This window comes from Leucobacter fengyongliangi (assembly GCF_052386045.1).
Map to the genome: position 1 here is coordinate 2,479,642 of NZ_CM126356.1, position 16,826 is coordinate 2,496,467.

Genomic DNA, 16,826 nt, shown 5'->3' on the forward strand with positions numbered 1-16,826 from the left:
CAGTCAGCAAATAGTTACCAGTTGAATGCAGATTATTCAGGCTGAAGCGGGTCGGACCAAGCGTGGGTGGGTCGTTACCACCGCTGAGCATTCGGTCAACGTCTTTGGCAACCTATTCGGACAGGCACGCGCGCGCACCTCAGTGGCATGAGCAATCGCAACAACCCTGCCGAAACACCACCCGAATCACACGTCAACCTTCCGCTCGCCGTCGTCACAGTCAATGAGCGCGGCACCATGGACGTCAGCTACGACGGGCGGGACTTCCCACCTCCGACGCCAGACTCCCCTTGGAGCAGAGCGCGGTTTGGTGCTCTGCTCGACGCAGTTTCTACCCACCGAACGTGCACCGTCCGAGTTGAAGTGCACGAGTTCGACGGCTCGGTCTTCACCGACATCATCCATGCGGCACGAAGCGAGCGCGTCACGACAGTGACAGCTCCACCCAGTACGATCCGGCGAGCGCGACACCGTCCGACGCATCAGCTGTTCGAGATCACCGGGTCTGGGTTCATTCCTGGCGAAGACATCACCGTCGCGCTGGCTGTATCCAGCGCCGAAGGGTCTGCTGACGGGACCGCTCGTGGCCTCGTCGACCTAGGCCAGTTGGTCAATCACTGTTCAGAAGTCATGCTCATCGGACGCGTTTCGGGCGTGATCGTTTCAGAGCAGTTGCCGTCATGAGTGCTCCACACACGCAGGGTCGTGGGCTCGGTGATGAGCTGACCAACGCCTTGATGATTGCCCTTGTCACTGTCTTTGGTGTTGCCGTGGTCCTGCGAGCAGCAGGTTCGATTGCTGCCTTCCTCACTGGGGCAACGCAACCAGATGTCGGAATTGCCGGTGGTGTCAACGTTCTCTTTGATCCGTTGGACCCGGCGGCAGCGCTCCAAGCACCTGCGCTCAATGCGATCATCTACTGGGCCGTGGCTCTGACGTTGCTTTTCGGACTTGGTGGCGCGATCGGCTGGACCTGGATGAGGTGGCGTCGCTATTCTCGAGCCTCGGATGCCGATCCGCACAAGCTCGCGGGCACTGCCACGAGCCACGAAGTCGTAACCAATGCGTCCGCGAAGTCGCTCTTGCACCGGGCCGCAACGCTTCGTCCTTCGCTGGAGAAGCCAATGCCTGAGGACGTGGGTTACTTGCTGGGCCGGTCACGTGGCAAGCAGATTTGGGCCAGCGTCGAAGACTCGATCCTGCTGATCGGTCCACCGCGCTCAGGTAAAGGTCTCCACATCGTCATTCCGGCAATCCTTGACGCACCCGGTGCAGTCGTAACGACGTCGACGAGGCCCGACAATCTCACCGCAACGCTCAGGGCACGTGAGCGGTTCGGGCCGGTTGCCGTCTTCGATCCACAACGCCTTGCCGAAGGCATCCCTGCTGGGCTGCGCTGGTCGCCTATACGCGGGTGCGAGGATCCGCTCACCGCGATGATCCGCGCAACCGGCCTTGCCGCGGCCACCGAGTTGTCTTCAGGTGGCGTCGAAGGCGGAGGTTTTTGGGAAGGAAAGACGCGCATTGCGTTGCATGCGCTTCTGCACGCTGCAGCCCTCGACCACCGAAGCCCGACAGAACTCTTCCGCTGGACGCTCGACCCCGCGGCGGCGGCAGAAGCGGTCGCCATCTTGATCGGGTCGTCACGCGCGGCAACAGGTTGGGCAGAGTCGTTGGAGGCAATGCTCGATGCCGATCCGCGCACACGCGACAGCATCTGGCAAGGCGTGTCGCTTGCGCTATCTGCACTCGCCGACCCGAGGGTTCTCGATGCCGTCAGCCCGTCCGACGGCGAACACTTCGACCCCGAAACATTCATCCGCAGTCGCGGAACACTCTATTTGCTGGCGACCGGGGCGGGTGCAGGAAACAGCTCAGCTCTCGTTGCGGCATTCGTTGAAGACCTCGTCGAGACGGCGCGCCGCATGGCAGCACGATCACCGGGTGCCCGGCTTGATCCGCCGCTATTACTCGCCCTCGATGAGATTGGAAATCTTGCGCCGCTCCCCTCGCTCCCGACGCTCATGGCAGAGGGCGGCGGCACAGGGATCACCACGATGCCCGTGCTCCAGTCACTCGCCCAAGCGCGAGACAAGTGGTCCGAGAATCAAGCGGCGGCCATCTGGGATGCCAGCATCGCAAAGATCATCCTCGGCGGCGCATCCAACTCACGCGACCTCCAAGACCTCTCCACGCTGATCGGAGAACGAGACGAGTTCACTGACTCGATCACGTTGGGTGACTACGGTTCGCGCTCGAACCAGCGCTCCATTCGCCGCGTCCCGATCTTGCCACCCGACCGCATCCGTACCCTGCCATTTGGCACTGGGGTCATCCTGCTGCGATCGGCACCGCCGATCATCACCGACCTGCATCCATGGCCGAAGCGTCCCGACAGCCCGCAGCTCAAAGCCGATCGCACGGCGGTTGAGGCATTGCTGGAACGCCCCGCAACGTAGCGATACGCGCGGGAATCCACGCGCACCTTCCTGTTGCAGTGACCGAACAAAGCCGGTCACCCGAGCAGACAGGAAGAGAACATGTCGATCCACACGCAAGAATCCGTCTCAGGCTTTGTCGCCACGGACCCCAAGCTGACGACCTCGGCAAACGGAAACCAGCGTCTCTATTTCCGCTTTGGGCAGGAGCACTTTCGTCGCGAAGAGGACGGCAGCTTCACACAGCTCGAGACGAGCTTCCATCGTCTCGTCATGTTTGGGCGCTCAGCGGAACTGGCAAATGAACGGTTCACAAAAGGCGACAACTTCATCGCCGAGGGTTACCAACAGCCGGTGAGCTTCGAACGAGATGGACAGCCCGTTGAGGGGGAAGAGTTCGTGGCGAAGCGCATCGGTCATGATGTCGTTCGCACCCGGTACGACGTGGATCGCTCACCTCGCAAAGTTGCAGGCCAAGAGGCTCCCGCGCGGGAGCAGAGTCGAGCGTTTGAATCCCCCGCACAGCGAACAGTATTCAGCTCACCGGCGCTCGGCCTCTAACGCACGAATGGGGATCGACTCATGAACGCTCAGGAGAACCTTGATGAAAGCGATGACCTTCCTCACACACCGTGGGGCGATGGCAATCTGGTGGCTGAACCGCCACACCCAGTCAATTGGAACCTGCTCACCTCGCACGACCTCGAACAAGAGCTGCTTGAACTCAATCGCTGGGTGGACTGGCTCCGACTGGAGTACGGGCTCCCAGCGTCAGTGATCCCACCGCTCTGGCACCGACACCCCGAGCTGCTCTGGGAGCTGTCTGCGCTCCATCTGCACTGGCTCTGCGCCTATGACGCGAACCAAGACGGCTCTGCCCCATTGGGCTGGCATCGAGACTTCGCTGACGCGCGACAGCGGCTGCGCGACTGGGTGTCCGCAAGCGGCACCCGTCTCGACCGAGACCGGCCCACACGGCTGACAATCTGGCCCGGTGAGGATCACACGGTCGAAACCGTCGAGCAGGTCATCACTGACCGCGATGCCGACTTCGTGCAATTCGTCGTCGACCAGGTTCAAGTACGCGAAGCCGCCGAAGATGCCTTTTACGCGAGCATCGACGATCACACGGGAGAAGTGCCCAACTAATCGCCGTCACCGGCTGAGCAAAGTGTTGGGCTCAGCCGGTGACTCGTGTATGGCTACCTCTCTGCGGACGACTGCCTCAAAATGCTTCCAACGCAACAACAGCACCACGCTGACCGGGCCCATGACGATGAACTTTATCGCGTTCCAGATACAGATCAAGATCACGAGGTGTAACCACCCCGGCCCGCCGTGATCGATCAGATCTAAACACCACACGGCAGCCAGCGCGTAGGGCACGGCAAGCAACATCGCTGGCACACCCCACTTCAGCCCACGACGCTGCCGAATGAAAGCGATGAGGATGTTGGTCGGCATGCTGTGCTGCATGAACGAGCGAACGTAGATACTCAAGATCCAGATTGAGCGAATCATGACGGGGACTCCCGATGTACATATTTCTCCGAAGAGGAGGCAACATATGATCGAGTTCCCGTGAGGGCCGCCCCGAAGGGCCTGCTATTTGTGGACGTGCCTCACCTTCCAATGTACGCCCGCTTTTGCAGATGCGAAAGGGTCAGATGAGGCGCACCTTCTAGAAGAAGTCACTCTCGAAGGAGGCCACCATGCCCGCGCTCACCGCTCTTGCTAGGGATGATCGATCCGCCCGCGTATTGCTATCGATTATCGGCACCCCCGCTGACGTCGCCACGGGAAAACTACTCACCGAGGTAGGCGCAGCAGAGCTGATCTCAATCGCCGAGGGGGACGGCACGGTCCCGGGCATGGATCCCGTTGAGGCTGCGGTGTGGCGCGATCGGCTCCTTTCAGTTGCCGCCCCGGATCGCCTTGCCGAGCGCATGGTTGAATCCAGCAAGGTCCGTGTGATCGTTCCCAGCGACCCCGACTGGCCAACGTCCCTCAACGATCTCGGCCCTCGTGCCCCGTACACGCTCTGGGCAAAGGGACGCACGGAATTGCTCACTGAGTCGCTCCCGCAGCGCATCACCGTCACGGGCGCCCGCGCCGCCACCTCATACGGCGCGCATGTCACCGACGAATTGTGCGGAGACATCGCTCAGGGCGGCAGAACACTGGTCGCAGGCGCGGCGTACGGGATCGAGGCCTCCGCGCACCGTGCCGCCCTCATCCGAGATGCGAACACGATCGCGGTGCTCGCTTCTGGCGTCGATCGCCCATACCCCGCGGGCCACGCTGACCTCATCGATCGCATTGCCCGAGAGGGCCTGGTGCTGTCCGAGGTGCCACCGTCGGTCGCGCCGACTCGCCAGCGGTTTATCGACCGATCGCGCATCCTCGCCGCTCTGTCGAACGCGATAATCATCGTTGAAGCAGGATCCCGGTCAGGTTCGTTGCACACGGCCACCGAGGCTGCGCAGCTTGGACGCCTCGTCGGCGCAGTCCCCGGGCCGGTAACGAGTGCCGCCAGCACGGGCACCAACCTGCTGCTGCAAAGCGGTCACGCCCGTGTCATTACCGATGGAGCCGACATCGCACGAATGCTAGAGGGCGAAGCAAACGCCCCCGCGCGGAGTGTGATCCGAGCGGGGGCGTCGCATGCTGTGTCACCCACAAGCCGAGCGCTGTAGCTGCTACCTTGCCGTTGGCATCTCTACGACCAGACTCTGTCGAAGCTCGTTGAGGTCAACGCGAATGAGGCGCCCGACCCGATACCCGTGGACGGTACCGTCAGCGATTCGACGTCTGATGGTCTTGACCGAAACTCCCAGATTCTCGGCCGCGACCGCCAACGGAACCAACGCGGATTCGGGTGCACCGTATGGAGTGCGAGCAGTCATGGTATTACCTCCCTGTAAGCGAATGAGTGTCACTCCACAGGTGTCCGCGGCTGTCCGGTTAGGTCTCCTCTCCCCCATCACCTTCTTTCTTCGCTCGGGCGATACTCGAGCTGACACGGTCACTCATACGGTCGGCCAACTCCCGATCTCGGTTCATCGTGGCGTGCTGGTAGCGCAGCACGATGTGGATGTCAGCGTGCCCGCCCCGGCGCATCAGCTCCGCGAGCGTCGCCCCCTCTTGCGCGAAGATCGTCAGCCCCGTGTGCCTCAGGTCATGAAACCTGAAGCGATGAGGCAGCCCCGCGACTCCATCTCGCACGTCAGCCCAGATGTATCCCCACCGGGTGTTCGACAGCGGGATACTCCCCCGGCGGTCGGCCGGGAGCACCGGCGCCTTCGCGTCGGACGAAACGTAGTCCTCCAAGTGCTGCTGCAGCCGACCGATCATGAGCTTCGGAATACTGAGGGATCGCCTGCCAGCCTCACTCTTCAGATCGGTGTAGCCACCGGTGTTGGCGTTGAGCTGGCGCCGCACATGCAGTGTGGCACTTCCGTCGTCATGCCACTCGATATCACGACGCTGCAGGCCGAGGCACTCACCTCGGCGCAGCTGACACCATGCCGCGAGCAGCACCGCGATAGCCCACTGATCTGGAACCGCCTCGTACAGTGCTTCAACCTGTATGGGATTTGCAACGTCTTCACCCGCGTCGTGGTCTGCGTCGTGTCTCACCGACTCTTGCCGCGGTACCGACACGTTTGGCGCCGCGGGGATGATGCCGTCTCGTGCTGCCTGCCGAAGGATCATCATGAGCACGATGAGCACCGGCCTCGTGATGCCGTTGAACTTCGAGTTCGGATTCAGCGGTGCGGGGATCTGGTCAAGCCGATCCGTCATCACCTTGATGCGGGCGGCGTCGATCTCACGCACCGGAGTGTTTCGGAACTCTGGAATGAGATAGCCGGTGACCTTCCCCTGGTACGAGCGCACCGTCCCAACCGCCCGCTTCTTACCGCTGCGATTAGGCTCGGTACGGATTATTTCAAGCCAACGCTTGGAATACTCCTCGAAGCCCAACGACTGCGCCTGTTCGATCTCCAGCTCGGCTTGCAGCCGCGCTGCGATCTCCTCCGGTGGCTCCCACAGGCCCCGTGCCATCTTCGACTGCACCCCTGCCAGCCAGGTTCGTGCATCCGTTTTGGTGAGAAAGGTGAGCGGCCGGTCTTGATCGGTTCTGGCCGTGTAGGTCGTTCCGTCGAGTCCTGGGTATCGAGCTTGCCAGCGGCCCGATGGGAGCTTGCGCAGGCTCCCCCAATTCTCGCGTTTGCTGTTGCTCATGATGCCCTCCCATGGACTCGAACGGACGCTGGCGGACCGTCGTGCCACTTCGTGCCACTCGACCTCACACCCCTCCTAGATCCGCATGATTCCGCGGATCTCCGGGGGTTGATTCGATCGTTCGTGGCACGAAGTGGCACGGCTTGGGCGGTGCAGCAACCGCAAATTCCGGTCGCTACCTCGCCCTCCTTCCGCATGGAAGGTGCGCGCGTGCCATCCCCGTGCCACGTCGGGTGGGTATTCCTGTTCATTTCTGTTCTCCTCTGTCTTTCGACTGGGAGACACGAAAACGCCCCTGATCTGCGAAAACTCGCGGATCAGGGGCGTGAACAGGTATTTAGGCGGGGCCTCTAGGAAGAAATCTTAGAAGTCCCAATCCTCGTCTTCGGTGGCGACAGCCTTGCCGATCACGTACGAAGAACCCGATCCACTGAAGAAGTCGTGATTCTCGTCTGAGTTCGGCGACAGCGACGAGAGGATCGCCGGGTTAACGTCGGTCATCTCCTTCGGGAACATCGGCTCGTAGCCGAGATTCATCAGCGCCTTGTTCGCGTTGTAGTGCAGGAACTTCTTCACGTCTTCGGTGAGGCCGACGGAATCGTAGAGATCCTGCGTGTAGTGCACCTCGTTCTCGTACAGCTCGTACATGAGCGAGAAGGTGTAGTCCTTGAGCTCCTCGCGGCGTTCCTCGGTCTCCTTTTCGAGACCCTTTTGGAACTTGTAGCCGATATAGTACCCGTGCACGGCCTCGTCACGAATGATGAGGCGGATCAGGTCAGCCGTGTTCGTGAGCTTCGCCTTCGACGACCAGTAGATCGGCAGGTAGAAGCCCGAGTAGAAGAGGAACGACTCGAGCAGCGCCGAGGCGACCTTGCGCTTCAGCGGATCATCACCACGGTAATAATCGGTGATGATCTGTGCTTTCTTCTGCAGGTACGGGTTCTCGACCGACCAGCGGAATGCGTCGTCAATTTCCTGCGTCGAGCACAGCGTCGAGAAGATCGACGAGTAGCTCTTCGCGTGCACCGACTCCATGAACGCGATGTTCGTGTAGACGGCCTCCTCGTGAGGGGTGATCGCGTCAGGAATCAGCGACACGGCACCGACCGTGCCCTGGATCGTGTCGAGCAGGGTGAGTCCCGTGAACACGCGCATCGTGAGCAACTGCTCCTCGGGCGTCAGCGTCGCCCACGACTGCACGTCATTCGAGAGCGGCACCTTCTCGGGCAGCCAGAAGTTGTTCACCAGACGGTTCCAGACCTCGAGGTCCTTCTCGTCCTCAATCCGGTTCCAGTTGATGGCCTGGACGTGATCCACCAGCTTCAGCGCCTGCGCGTTCATTGATTCCCTTTCTTTCCCGCGTCCTGTGCCCTGACTTGGGCGTCTTCGGCACAGTGCCGACAAGTATCGCTCACCACTCCCTTATTGGTGTGGTGTCTCGTATGTGCGTTTCTCACACTAGAAGGCATCGGACGACCCCTGCGGGTCGCCGACATTCGTGCGCGCGTTTCCAGACTCGCGCGTTTGCCGAAGTTCGGGTTCCGCTCGCCCTGCTTCTGTTCAGACAGTTGCGCGCGCGTTGCTTCCGAAACAGAGTGACCGAATGACGGATGCGCAGGTCCGAACTTTCCATAGTTCGGATTTTCAGTCCCAGAGTTCTGCCCTTTGCGGAGCGCAGACCAGCGGGCCTTCTGCGCCTCTGAATGGCGCCTCCCCCACATCGGATTCGCTTCGCCTTGCATAAGCGGTACCTGACGCAATCGATTTCGCTCTGCGAGCGCCAGCCGCCGTTCATCCGTCCAGGCCACTCCGGTCGGTCCAAGCCCACCGGCAGATAGGTTCAGCAGTCGATCCCCTGTGGCACGGAGATATGTGATCCATGCTATTTCTGCATCACCGAGCGCCTCACGACTCCAGGTCACCGGTTCGAGCACAACTACCTCGTACTCGTCTGAAGCGGTCACGCGCAGCCAGTCGTAAAAGGGAGTCTTCCGCCCAGATCGCGCAACCTGTAAATGCTCTCGGTGACGCCGCTTGACACTCTTCATCGTCTGGCCAACATAGCGGAATTCCCCAGAAGCCTTGGAGCGAAATCCGTACACTCTGCCGACGACGGGTGCACCGAGATCCACCCGCTGAGGCTCCGCACCGTGCTCGATCATGAAGTCACAGCATGCAGGAGACGCACTGCTCTTGCTCCGTACCCTCGAGGGCGAGCTGACGCAGGCGAATGTAGTAGATCGTCTTGATGCCCTTGCGCCACGCGTAGATCTGCGCCTTGTTGATATCGCGCGTCGTGGCGGTGTCTTTGAAGAACAGCGTCAACGAAAGGCCCTGATCCACATGCTGTGTCGCCGCAGCGTACGTGTCGATGATCTTCTCGGGGCCGATTTCGTAGGCATCCTCGTAGTACTCGAGGTTGTCGTTCGTGAGGAACGGAGCCGGGTAGTACACGCGCCCCAACTTGCCTTCCTTGCGAATCTCGATCTTCGACGCGATCGGGTGGATCGAGCTCGTCGAGTTGTTGATGTACGAGATCGAACCGGTCGGGGGCACCGCCTGCAGGTTCTGGTTGTAGATGCCGTGCGCCTGCACGCTCGCTTTCAGCTCGCGCCAGTCATCCTGGGTCGGGATCGCGACACCGGATGCGGCGAACAGTTCGCGCACGCGCTCGGTCTCGGGTTCCCACGCCTGATCGGTGTACTTGTCGAAGAACTCGCCCGAGGCGTACTTCGAATCCTCGAACCCGTCAAACGCGACCCCGCGATCGATCGCGAGCCGATTCGAGCCCTTCAGCGCGTGGAAGAGGATCGTGTAGAAGTAGATGTTCGTGAAATCGATGCCCTCGGCGCTGCCGTAGTGGATCCGCTCGCGAGCGAGGTACCCGTGCAGGTTCATCTGGCCGAGGCCAATGGCGTGCGACTTATCGTTGCCGTCTTCGATCGAGCGCACCGAGGAGATGTGGCTCATGTCGCTCACCGCGGTGAGGGCGCGGATCGCGAGATCGACGCTGGCCCCGAAGTCATCGCCGTCCATCATCATGGCGATGTTCATCGAGCCCAGGTTGCAGGAGATGTCCTTGCCGATCTGGTCGTAGCTGAGGTCTTCGTGGTAGGTGGTGGGGGTGTTGACCTGCAGAATCTCGGAGCACAGGTTCGACATGTTGATGCGACCCTTGATCGGGTTCGCCTTGTTCACCGTATCTTCGAACACGATGTACGGGTAGCCCGATTCAAACTGCAGCTCGGCCACGGTCTGGAAGAAGTGGCGGGCGCTGATCTTCGTCTTCTTGATGCGCGCGTCGTCGACCATCTCGTGGTACTTCTCGCTAATCGAGATGTCGCCGAAGGGCACGCCATACACGCGCTCAACGTCGTACGGCGAGAAGAGATACATGTCTTCGTTCTTCTTCGCGAGTTCGAACGTGATGTCGGGCACCACGACACCCAGCGACAGCGTCTTGATGCGGATCTTCTCGTCGGCGTTCTCGCGCTTCGTGTCGAGAAACCGCATGATGTCGGGGTGGTGCGCCGAGAGGTATACGGCACCCGCACCCTGACGCGCGCCGAGCTGATTCGCGTAGCTGAAGCTGTCTTCGAGCAGCTTCATGACGGGGATGATACCGGAAGACTGGTTCTCGATCTTCTTGATCGGAGCACCCGCCTCGCGGATGTTCGAGAGCGAGAGCGCCACGCCGCCGCCGCGCTTGGAGAGCTGCAGCGACGAGTTGATCGCGCGAGAGATCGACTCCATATTGTCTTCGATGCGCAGCAGGAAGCACGAGACGAGCTCGCCGCGCTGCGCCTTGCCCAGGTTCAGGAACGTCGGGGTGGCCGGCTGGAATCGGCCCGAGATGATCTCGCGCATGATGCCGCGGGCGAGCTGCTGGTCGCCCTGCGCGAGGCCGAGCGAGACCATAACGACGCGATCCTCGAAGCGCTCGAGGTAGCGTTTGCCGTCGAACGTCTTCAGCGCGTAGGAGGTGAAGAACTTGAAGGCACCGAGGAAGGTCGGGAAGCGGAACTTCAGACCGTACGCCTCGTTCGTGAGCTGCTCGATGAAGTCGAGCGGGTACTTCTCGATGAGTGCGCGCTCGTAATAGTCGTTGTCGAGGAGGAAGCGCACGCGCTCCTCGAAGTTGTGGAAGAACACGGTGTTCTGATTGACGTGCTGCAGGAAGTACTGCCGCGCGGCCTCACGATCCTTCTCGAACTGAATCTTGCCGTCTGCGTCATACAGGTTGAGCATCGCGTTCAGCGAGTGGTAGTCCATGTCGCTCACGCGCGAGGAGGCGAGCGGAGCGTCGATCACTGCTGTTTCCAAAACTGTTCCAATCCATGTTGGACGGCGGTCACGTCGTCCGGGGTGCCAAAGAGTTCAAATCGATAGAGGTGGGGCACGTGGCATTTCTTGGCGATGATGTCGCCCGCAATGCCGTACGCGTCGCCGAAGTTCGTGTTGCCCGCTGCGATGACCCCGCGAAGGTTCATTCGGTTGCGCTCGTCGTTGAGAAACCGAATAACTTGCTTGGGTACTGCCCGTGTTTCCGGGCCACCGCCGTAGGTCGGGAGGATGAGCACGAACGGCTCGTCCACCACGAGGGGCTCATCGGTGGAGTGCAGGGGGATGCGCTGGGCGGGCCGCCCGAGCTTCTTCACAAAGCGGTCGGTATTGCCCGACACACTAGAGAAGTAGACCAGATCAGTCATCTTCCGCTCCCCTTGCGTTCTTCCCGAGTGCGTGGATCGCCCACGGCCGAAGTCGTGGGCGATCATCAGGGCAGCTAGTCGCCGAGGCGCGACGCGAGCTGCGAGATCTTGTCGGGGCGGAAGCCCGACCAGTGCTCGTCGTCAGTCACCACGACGGGTGCCTGGAGATAGCCCAGTTCTTTCACGGTCTCAAGCGCCGTGGGGTCTTCCGACAGGTCAATGACGTCGTATTCGATGCCCTGGCTGTCGAGCGCACGATAGGTCGCGGTGCACTGCACACACGACGGCTTGGTGTACACGGTGGTTGCCATGTCACGCCCTTTCTTAAAACTGCTTCAACCTCGACCGAGGCACTACATATAGTGAATCATATCGCGTTTGACCACAAGATGATGTAGTTACACTAATGTCATTTTCCACCCGTTCTCCACCGATCGGACGGCTCATCTGGGGAGAACCTTCCGCACTTTTCCGCCACCTGGGGTGAGTTATCCACAGCCCCGCGGGCGGAAGATTATTTCTCCCCACAGGCCCGCGCGGCGTGTCGGCCCTGACCCCTGATTTCGGGCTTGACAGCAGGGTAGGCGCCACCTCTGACACTGGCGGATTCCGAGATGACGGGGGTGGATCAGCCCGCCGCGCGGGCGGCAACCTCGTTGGCCGCCTGGGCGACCGAATCCACGTAGCTGTCGAGGTGGTTGTAGCTGAAGATCGCAGCGCGCCATCCCGCGGCATCGAGCATCGATCCGCTCGCACACAGGTAGCGACCGGCGGCGAGCGCCGCGTCGTCGATGTTGTTGGGATCCACCACGCCATCGCCGTTGCCGTCGGCGCCCCACCGCTGCCAGGTGTCAGGGATGAACTGCATGGGCCCAACCGCGCGATCCCAGACCGCGTCGGAGTCCCAGGCCCCCGCATCGGTGTCGTGGATCGCAGCAAAGCCGTTGCCGTCAAGCGCCGGGCCGAGGATGCGCGGCAGGGCGTCCCCGTTGGGTTGCACCACCGCGCCGCCGTAGCTGCCGTGCTGGGTCTCGATCTGCCCGATGCCGGCGAGCGTGTTCCAGCCGACTCCGCACGCGGGCTGCTCGCTGGCGAGCACTAGCTCGGCGGCGGCGTAGGCCGTGAGGGCGCGCTCCGGGACACCGGTGCGCGCGGATGTCTGAGCCGCCCAGGCCCGATCCACCATGTGCAGCGCACGCGATGACTCTGAAGGCGCGACCGGCAGCGCATCGATCGGCGGAACCGGCACCGCGGGGCCGGCGTCTGCGGGCGCCCACGCGGAGGCGGCAGAGGCGGAGGTCGCAGCCTCCTCGCCCGCCGCAGCGAACATGCTGCCAAACGTGAACCAGCCGCCGACCAGGGCGGCGGCCCCGAACAGAGCGGCGCTGACGTGCAGCCCGCTGGGCCTAGCCGCCACCTACCCGAACCGACCGTTGACGTAATCGAACGTGCGGCTGTCGATGGGGCTACTGAACATCATGTCGGTGTCGCCGTGCTCGACGATCGCACCCGGGGTGCCCTGTGCCGCGAGGAAGAACGCGCACTGCTGCGAGACGCGCTGCGCCTGCTGCATGTTGTGTGTCACGATGACGATGGTCACCTCGTGCTGCAGCTCGAGCATGGTCTCTTCGATCACGCGGGTCGATGTCGGGTCGAGTGCCGAGCAGGGCTCGTCCATGAGCAGCACGCGCGGCATCACGGCGAGGGATCGGGCGATGCAGAGGCGCTGCTGCTGGCCGCCCGAGAGGCCGGCTCCGGGGGCGCGGAGGCGATCCTTCACCTCTTTCCACAGTCCGGCCTTAGTGAGCGAGGATTCGACGAGGAAATCCTTCTCGTCGCGATCGGCCTTCTGGCCGGTCAGCTTCAGGCCTGCGATCACGTTGTCGTAGATCGACATCGCCGGGAACGGGTTGGGCTTCTGGAACACCATCCCGATCTGCTTACGCGCGTCGACGAGCCTGCGCTCGGCATCGTAGATGTCTTCACCGTCGAGCACCACCTCACCGGCGAGCGAGGCGGAGGGCACGAGTTCGTGCATACGGTTCAGGATCCGCAAGAATGTCGATTTGCCACAGCCCGAGGGGCCGATCAGCGACGTAATGACCCCGGCCTCCATGGTCAGCGAGACGCGATCGAGCACCTTGTGATCGCCAAACCACGCGGAGATATTGCGCGCCTCAAGCTTCGCGAGGTCAGACTTCGGTGTGATGGGGCGGATCACTTCCTCAACGCTGCTCGCCCGCGAAGGGAGCACCGGAGGCATCACGGTGGTGCGGAAGTCGCCCGCGGGTTCGCCCGGCTCGGCGCGAGCCGCGCGGCGGGGAGAGGTGGTGGGGAGGATCTGCGTGCGATCGATCTCTGAATTCATCAGCGGCATTCTTTTCTCTGTGGTTACAGCAAGTTGGGAAGCAGGCGCATCACCTGGTCGGTGATGATGAGCCCGGTGAGCAGCACGACGGGCAGGAAGACGGTCCACGCCTGGCGGGTGCCGACGCGTCGCACCGACCAGATCAGCGCGATCTCGGCGACGATGAGCACCTGCAGGGCAAAAACAAGCGCCCACACGGTGGTGGTGTCGGTCGCAAGGGATGTATCTTCGGGCGGCAGTGTCATGAAGTTCGTCTGCCGCGCCCCGTTCGGCAGGGCCTCCCCGACGAGTCTGGCGTCGATGCGGGCCACGCCGGTGGGAGCGTAGGGCAGGCCGCGCGCCGTCTCGAGCACGATGCGGCTTTCACCGGCGGTGATCGGCGCAGGCGAGGGATCGCCCGCGTAGCGCAGGCCCATCACCTCGAAGGTGTGTTCGCCCTGGCCGGTGGTCGCGGTGAAGGTGTCCCCCGGCTGCAGATCCTGAATGCGGCTGAAAGGCGCGCCATAGGCGGAAGCCCGGCCCATGATGACGCTCACGCCGGCCTGCCCGGGCAGGGCGGTGTCGCGGCGGTGACCGGGGCCCATCATGAGGTCGCCGCTCGAGGTGCCCTCGACCACGACGGTTCGGAGCCCGATGCTCGGGATCGTGAGCACCGCCACCGGAGCGCCGTCGGGAAGCAGCACATCGTCGACATCGCCCTCGCTCACCGGTGCCACGCCCTCGGCGAGTTGCGCGCGGAAGTGGTCGGTGAGCTGTTGCTGGTGCGAGAGGTACTGCACGTGGCTGAAGAGCAACAGGTTGATGCCAAAGCTCAAGAGCATGATCGCGATAATCGCGATGACGCTGCGCAGGATGGTTTCACGTCTCGAGAGCTCGATCGGCGGCTTGGGGGGCTCGGGCGGGCGCCGCGGCGGTTTCGGCGGACGCGGGGGCTGCGATCCACCCGCTGCTCTCGGAAGGATCTGCTCGGCCTGGTCGATCGTCATTCGGGGAGCACTCCTTGACGAGAGCGGGCCCACCAGAAGTACGCGCCGATCCCGAGTCCAGCGATCGTGGCGATACTCACGGTGAAGAGCGGAAAGATGAGGGTGTTCTCGGTGCGGATGATGGGCTTCAGATCCACCCCATCAACGGAAGTCGGTGGGATGAACTCCGCGTGCGCCTGGTAGAAGGCCCACTGACCGGGGCCGGGAATGGTTGCAGTGAGCTCCCGCGTTTCGCCCGGGGCGAGCGCGAGCACTTCCTCCTCGACGACTTCGGACATCTGCCAGCCCCATGCGGTCGAGATCCAAAATCTCGCGTCACCGTCGATCGTTTCACCGGCGACGTTGCGAATCGACAGCACGACACTCACCGGGCCGCCGCTCGGGTGAAATGTGAGACTCGACCGTGTCTGGGCCGCGCTGACATACAGGAGGCCGGCCATCGACTCGCTCTGGGTGCCGAGCGCGGCGTCGGCCACGGAGGGGTCGCTCAGCGTTTGTTGCGCTATCGACGGCGCGGCCGGGGTGGTGTTTGTGCCCGTGGCGGCCCGTTGTGCTGGGGTCTGCGGAGCGGGAGCGGCGGGAGTGGGTGTCGGGGTAGGTGTCGGTGTGGGCGTTGGGTCGACGATTTCGACCACCAGGCCATCCTCGGAGTCATTCGCGTGGGCTGGCCCGGCACCGAGCACACTCATGCCGGCACCCAGGCTGCCGAGCAGCATCAGGCCCAGCGCGGCGAACGTTGCGACTCGGGCGGTGAGCGAGCCGCGCGAGAGGGCTCGCGATCCCCGTGACAATGTCTGGTGGTTCGTCATGCCTGCCTCTCATCGGTGCCGCCCCGAGAGGCGAGTGAGCCGGTGCTACTGGTAACCAGTGGATCCGCGCCAGAGGCACGCTCGGCGGTGGCCTTGCGGAGCGCCTCAGCCTCGGTGTATTCGATCCACGCCGCGGCACGCTGTGCGTCAACCTTGCGTCGCCAGAAGCGGAAGCCGATAAAGAGCGCGACCAGTGCGAGAAGGATCAGCACGGTCCAGGGCATCGCTACGACGACGGCATCACGCGTGGTTGCCTGAACCTGCAGGCGCTTGGTGGCATCGTCGCCCTCGACGAACGGGTTGAGCTTCACCCACGGGTTCAGGTACCCCCAGGCCGCGATGCCGGGCACAGTCGTCTCATACGTGCGAGTGCCGCCGGGGAGGAGCTCGGGAATTGCGTCGCCCACCTGTGTGGACAGCGGGATCCCGAACCAGGTGTTTGCACCGATCGACACGTTTGAGGCGAGAGCGATATTTCCAATATTTTCGACGGTGTAGGAAAGCTTCAGGGTGCCGGTGAGAGGGTTCCACCACTCACCCGAGTAGTCGCCGGTAAGTTTGCCCACCGCAAGGCCAGTCTGGATCTCGCCTGACACGCGAACATACATGCGAGTGCCGAGGCGGCGGTCAATCTTGACCTGAGCCTCGGGGGTGACGACGGAAGCGACGACGCCCCCAGAGTGGTCACCCGGAGCGGCGTTGTCGGGCACCGCGACGGTAAAAGGTACTAGGCGACTTTCCCCAGGCTGCAATTCGAGCTGAATTCGACTATCGCCGTTTTCGAAGCGCACCCACGAACCGAGATCGGTGGGAGCCTCCTCGGTGGGCTTGAGTGCGAAGTCGCCGGCATCGTCGTTGAAGGCGTCGGTCGCGAGAATGGTGAATGTCTGCGGCAAGCTGCCGGCGTTGCTGACCAAGTACTGGTCGCTGAGCTGTTGACCGGGATCGGCGGCATAGCTGAAACGCGTGCGGCCGTCCGGCGCACCGTCTGCACCGGCGGGCTGACCCGAGATTCCGATGGTGTCTTCGGCGAGAGCCGCGGTGGGTGCGGCCAGAACGACCCCCGAGATCGTCACCGCCGCGAGCAGGGCCGCAAGCAGGAGGCGCCTGATGCCTGAGGCCGCGCGAGAGGCGAGGAGTGCCGGGGAGAATGCGGAATTCACGTGAGTAGCTCTTCGTTCTGGCGCCGGAGACGCGCGTTCGAGATGAAACGGGGCAAGTATCGAAGATGTGGATCGCTGGCACACATCGTGTGCCAGCACACACCGGGC

The 16,826-nt window shown here is 62.7% G+C and carries 18 protein-coding genes; 5 read left to right on the forward strand and 13 right to left on the reverse strand.

What is annotated here, in order from left to right:
• Window positions 1-147: 147 nt before the first annotated feature.
• The 4 genes from ACTNFK_RS11705 to ACTNFK_RS11720 all read left to right on the forward strand — a co-directional run bounded on the left by ACTNFK_RS11705 (window position 148) and on the right by ACTNFK_RS11720 (window position 3,587).
• Window positions 148-684 carry a hypothetical protein gene (locus ACTNFK_RS11705; protein ID WP_435936557.1) on the forward strand — a complete coding sequence of 179 codons (537 nt, stop codon included), beginning with the start codon at window positions 148-150 and terminating at the stop codon, window positions 682-684.
• Window positions 681-2,459, forward strand: coding sequence for a type IV secretory system conjugative DNA transfer family protein (locus tag ACTNFK_RS11710; protein WP_435936558.1), 1,779 nt, complete (start codon window positions 681-683; stop codon window positions 2,457-2,459). Before ACTNFK_RS11705 ends, ACTNFK_RS11710 begins: the two co-directional genes overlap by 4 nt.
• A gap of 81 nt (window positions 2,460-2,540) precedes the next feature.
• Complete coding sequence (locus ACTNFK_RS11715) at window positions 2,541-2,999, forward strand: single-stranded DNA-binding protein (protein WP_435936559.1); 459 nt, start codon at window positions 2,541-2,543, stop codon at window positions 2,997-2,999.
• A 21-nt stretch (window positions 3,000-3,020) separates the two neighbouring features.
• Complete coding sequence (locus ACTNFK_RS11720) at window positions 3,021-3,587, forward strand: hypothetical protein (RefSeq protein ID WP_435906760.1); 567 nt, start codon at window positions 3,021-3,023, stop codon at window positions 3,585-3,587.
• Window positions 3,588-3,593: 6 nt separating this feature from the next.
• Here the strand turns inward: ACTNFK_RS11720 and ACTNFK_RS11725 are convergent, their stop codons facing one another.
• Window positions 3,594-3,959: a sulfate permease gene (locus ACTNFK_RS11725; RefSeq protein ID WP_435906761.1), complete on the reverse strand. Its 366-nt coding sequence runs from the start codon at window positions 3,957-3,959 to the stop codon at window positions 3,594-3,596.
• A gap of 191 nt (window positions 3,960-4,150) precedes the next feature.
• On the opposite strand from ACTNFK_RS11725, the gene dprA reads away from it, so the two are divergent.
• The gene (dprA, locus tag ACTNFK_RS11730) at window positions 4,151-5,134 is read left to right on the forward strand and encodes a DNA-processing protein DprA (protein ID WP_435936560.1); all 984 of its coding nucleotides are present in this window, start codon (window positions 4,151-4,153) and stop codon (window positions 5,132-5,134) included.
• A gap of 3 nt (window positions 5,135-5,137) precedes the next feature.
• Here the strand turns inward: dprA and ACTNFK_RS11735 are convergent, their stop codons facing one another.
• The 12 genes from ACTNFK_RS11735 to ACTNFK_RS11790 all read right to left on the reverse strand — a co-directional run bounded on the left by ACTNFK_RS11735 (window position 5,138) and on the right by ACTNFK_RS11790 (window position 16,718).
• Window positions 5,138-5,344 carry a helix-turn-helix domain-containing protein gene (locus ACTNFK_RS11735; RefSeq protein WP_435906763.1) on the reverse strand — a complete coding sequence of 69 codons (207 nt, stop codon included), beginning with the start codon at window positions 5,342-5,344 and terminating at the stop codon, window positions 5,138-5,140.
• Window positions 5,345-5,402: 58 nt separating this feature from the next.
• Complete coding sequence (locus tag ACTNFK_RS11740) at window positions 5,403-6,683, reverse strand: tyrosine-type recombinase/integrase (RefSeq protein WP_435936561.1); 1,281 nt, start codon at window positions 6,681-6,683, stop codon at window positions 5,403-5,405.
• Between the two features lie 363 nt (window positions 6,684-7,046).
• The gene (nrdF, locus tag ACTNFK_RS11745; protein ID WP_435936562.1) at window positions 7,047-8,024 is read right to left on the reverse strand and encodes a class 1b ribonucleoside-diphosphate reductase subunit beta; all 978 of its coding nucleotides are present in this window, start codon (window positions 8,022-8,024) and stop codon (window positions 7,047-7,049) included.
• Window positions 8,021-8,845 carry an NUMOD3 domain-containing DNA-binding protein gene (locus ACTNFK_RS11750; RefSeq protein WP_435936563.1) on the reverse strand — a complete coding sequence of 275 codons (825 nt, stop codon included), beginning with the start codon at window positions 8,843-8,845 and terminating at the stop codon, window positions 8,021-8,023. The genes nrdF and ACTNFK_RS11750 overlap by 4 nt, the downstream gene beginning before the upstream one ends.
• Before the next feature lie 4 nt (window positions 8,846-8,849).
• Window positions 8,850-10,955 carry a class 1b ribonucleoside-diphosphate reductase subunit alpha gene (nrdE, locus tag ACTNFK_RS11755; RefSeq protein ID WP_435936645.1) on the reverse strand — a complete coding sequence of 702 codons (2,106 nt, stop codon included), beginning with the start codon at window positions 10,953-10,955 and terminating at the stop codon, window positions 8,850-8,852.
• A 35-nt stretch (window positions 10,956-10,990) separates the two neighbouring features.
• On the reverse strand, window positions 10,991-11,392 hold the full coding sequence (gene nrdI, locus ACTNFK_RS11760) for a class Ib ribonucleoside-diphosphate reductase assembly flavoprotein NrdI (protein WP_435936564.1): 402 nt from the start codon (window positions 11,390-11,392) through the stop codon (window positions 10,991-10,993).
• Window positions 11,393-11,466: 74 nt separating this feature from the next.
• The gene (gene nrdH, locus ACTNFK_RS11765; protein ID WP_433647373.1) at window positions 11,467-11,703 is read right to left on the reverse strand and encodes a glutaredoxin-like protein NrdH; all 237 of its coding nucleotides are present in this window, start codon (window positions 11,701-11,703) and stop codon (window positions 11,467-11,469) included.
• Window positions 11,704-12,020: 317 nt separating this feature from the next.
• The gene (locus tag ACTNFK_RS11770) at window positions 12,021-12,809 is read right to left on the reverse strand and encodes a lytic transglycosylase domain-containing protein (protein ID WP_435936565.1); all 789 of its coding nucleotides are present in this window, start codon (window positions 12,807-12,809) and stop codon (window positions 12,021-12,023) included.
• The gene (locus tag ACTNFK_RS11775; protein ID WP_435936566.1) at window positions 12,810-13,760 is read right to left on the reverse strand and encodes a phosphate ABC transporter ATP-binding protein; all 951 of its coding nucleotides are present in this window, start codon (window positions 13,758-13,760) and stop codon (window positions 12,810-12,812) included.
• A gap of 23 nt (window positions 13,761-13,783) precedes the next feature.
• The gene (locus tag ACTNFK_RS11780) at window positions 13,784-14,746 is read right to left on the reverse strand and encodes a sortase (protein WP_435936567.1); all 963 of its coding nucleotides are present in this window, start codon (window positions 14,744-14,746) and stop codon (window positions 13,784-13,786) included.
• Window positions 14,743-15,555, reverse strand: coding sequence for a hypothetical protein (locus tag ACTNFK_RS11785; RefSeq protein WP_435936568.1), 813 nt, complete (start codon window positions 15,553-15,555; stop codon window positions 14,743-14,745). The genes ACTNFK_RS11780 and ACTNFK_RS11785 overlap by 4 nt, the downstream gene beginning before the upstream one ends.
• Window positions 15,552-16,718, reverse strand: a complete 1,167-nt coding sequence (locus ACTNFK_RS11790) for a COG1361 family protein (protein WP_435936569.1) — start codon at window positions 16,716-16,718, stop codon at window positions 15,552-15,554. The genes ACTNFK_RS11785 and ACTNFK_RS11790 overlap by 4 nt, the downstream gene beginning before the upstream one ends.
• Between the last annotated feature and the right edge of the window lie 108 nt (window positions 16,719-16,826).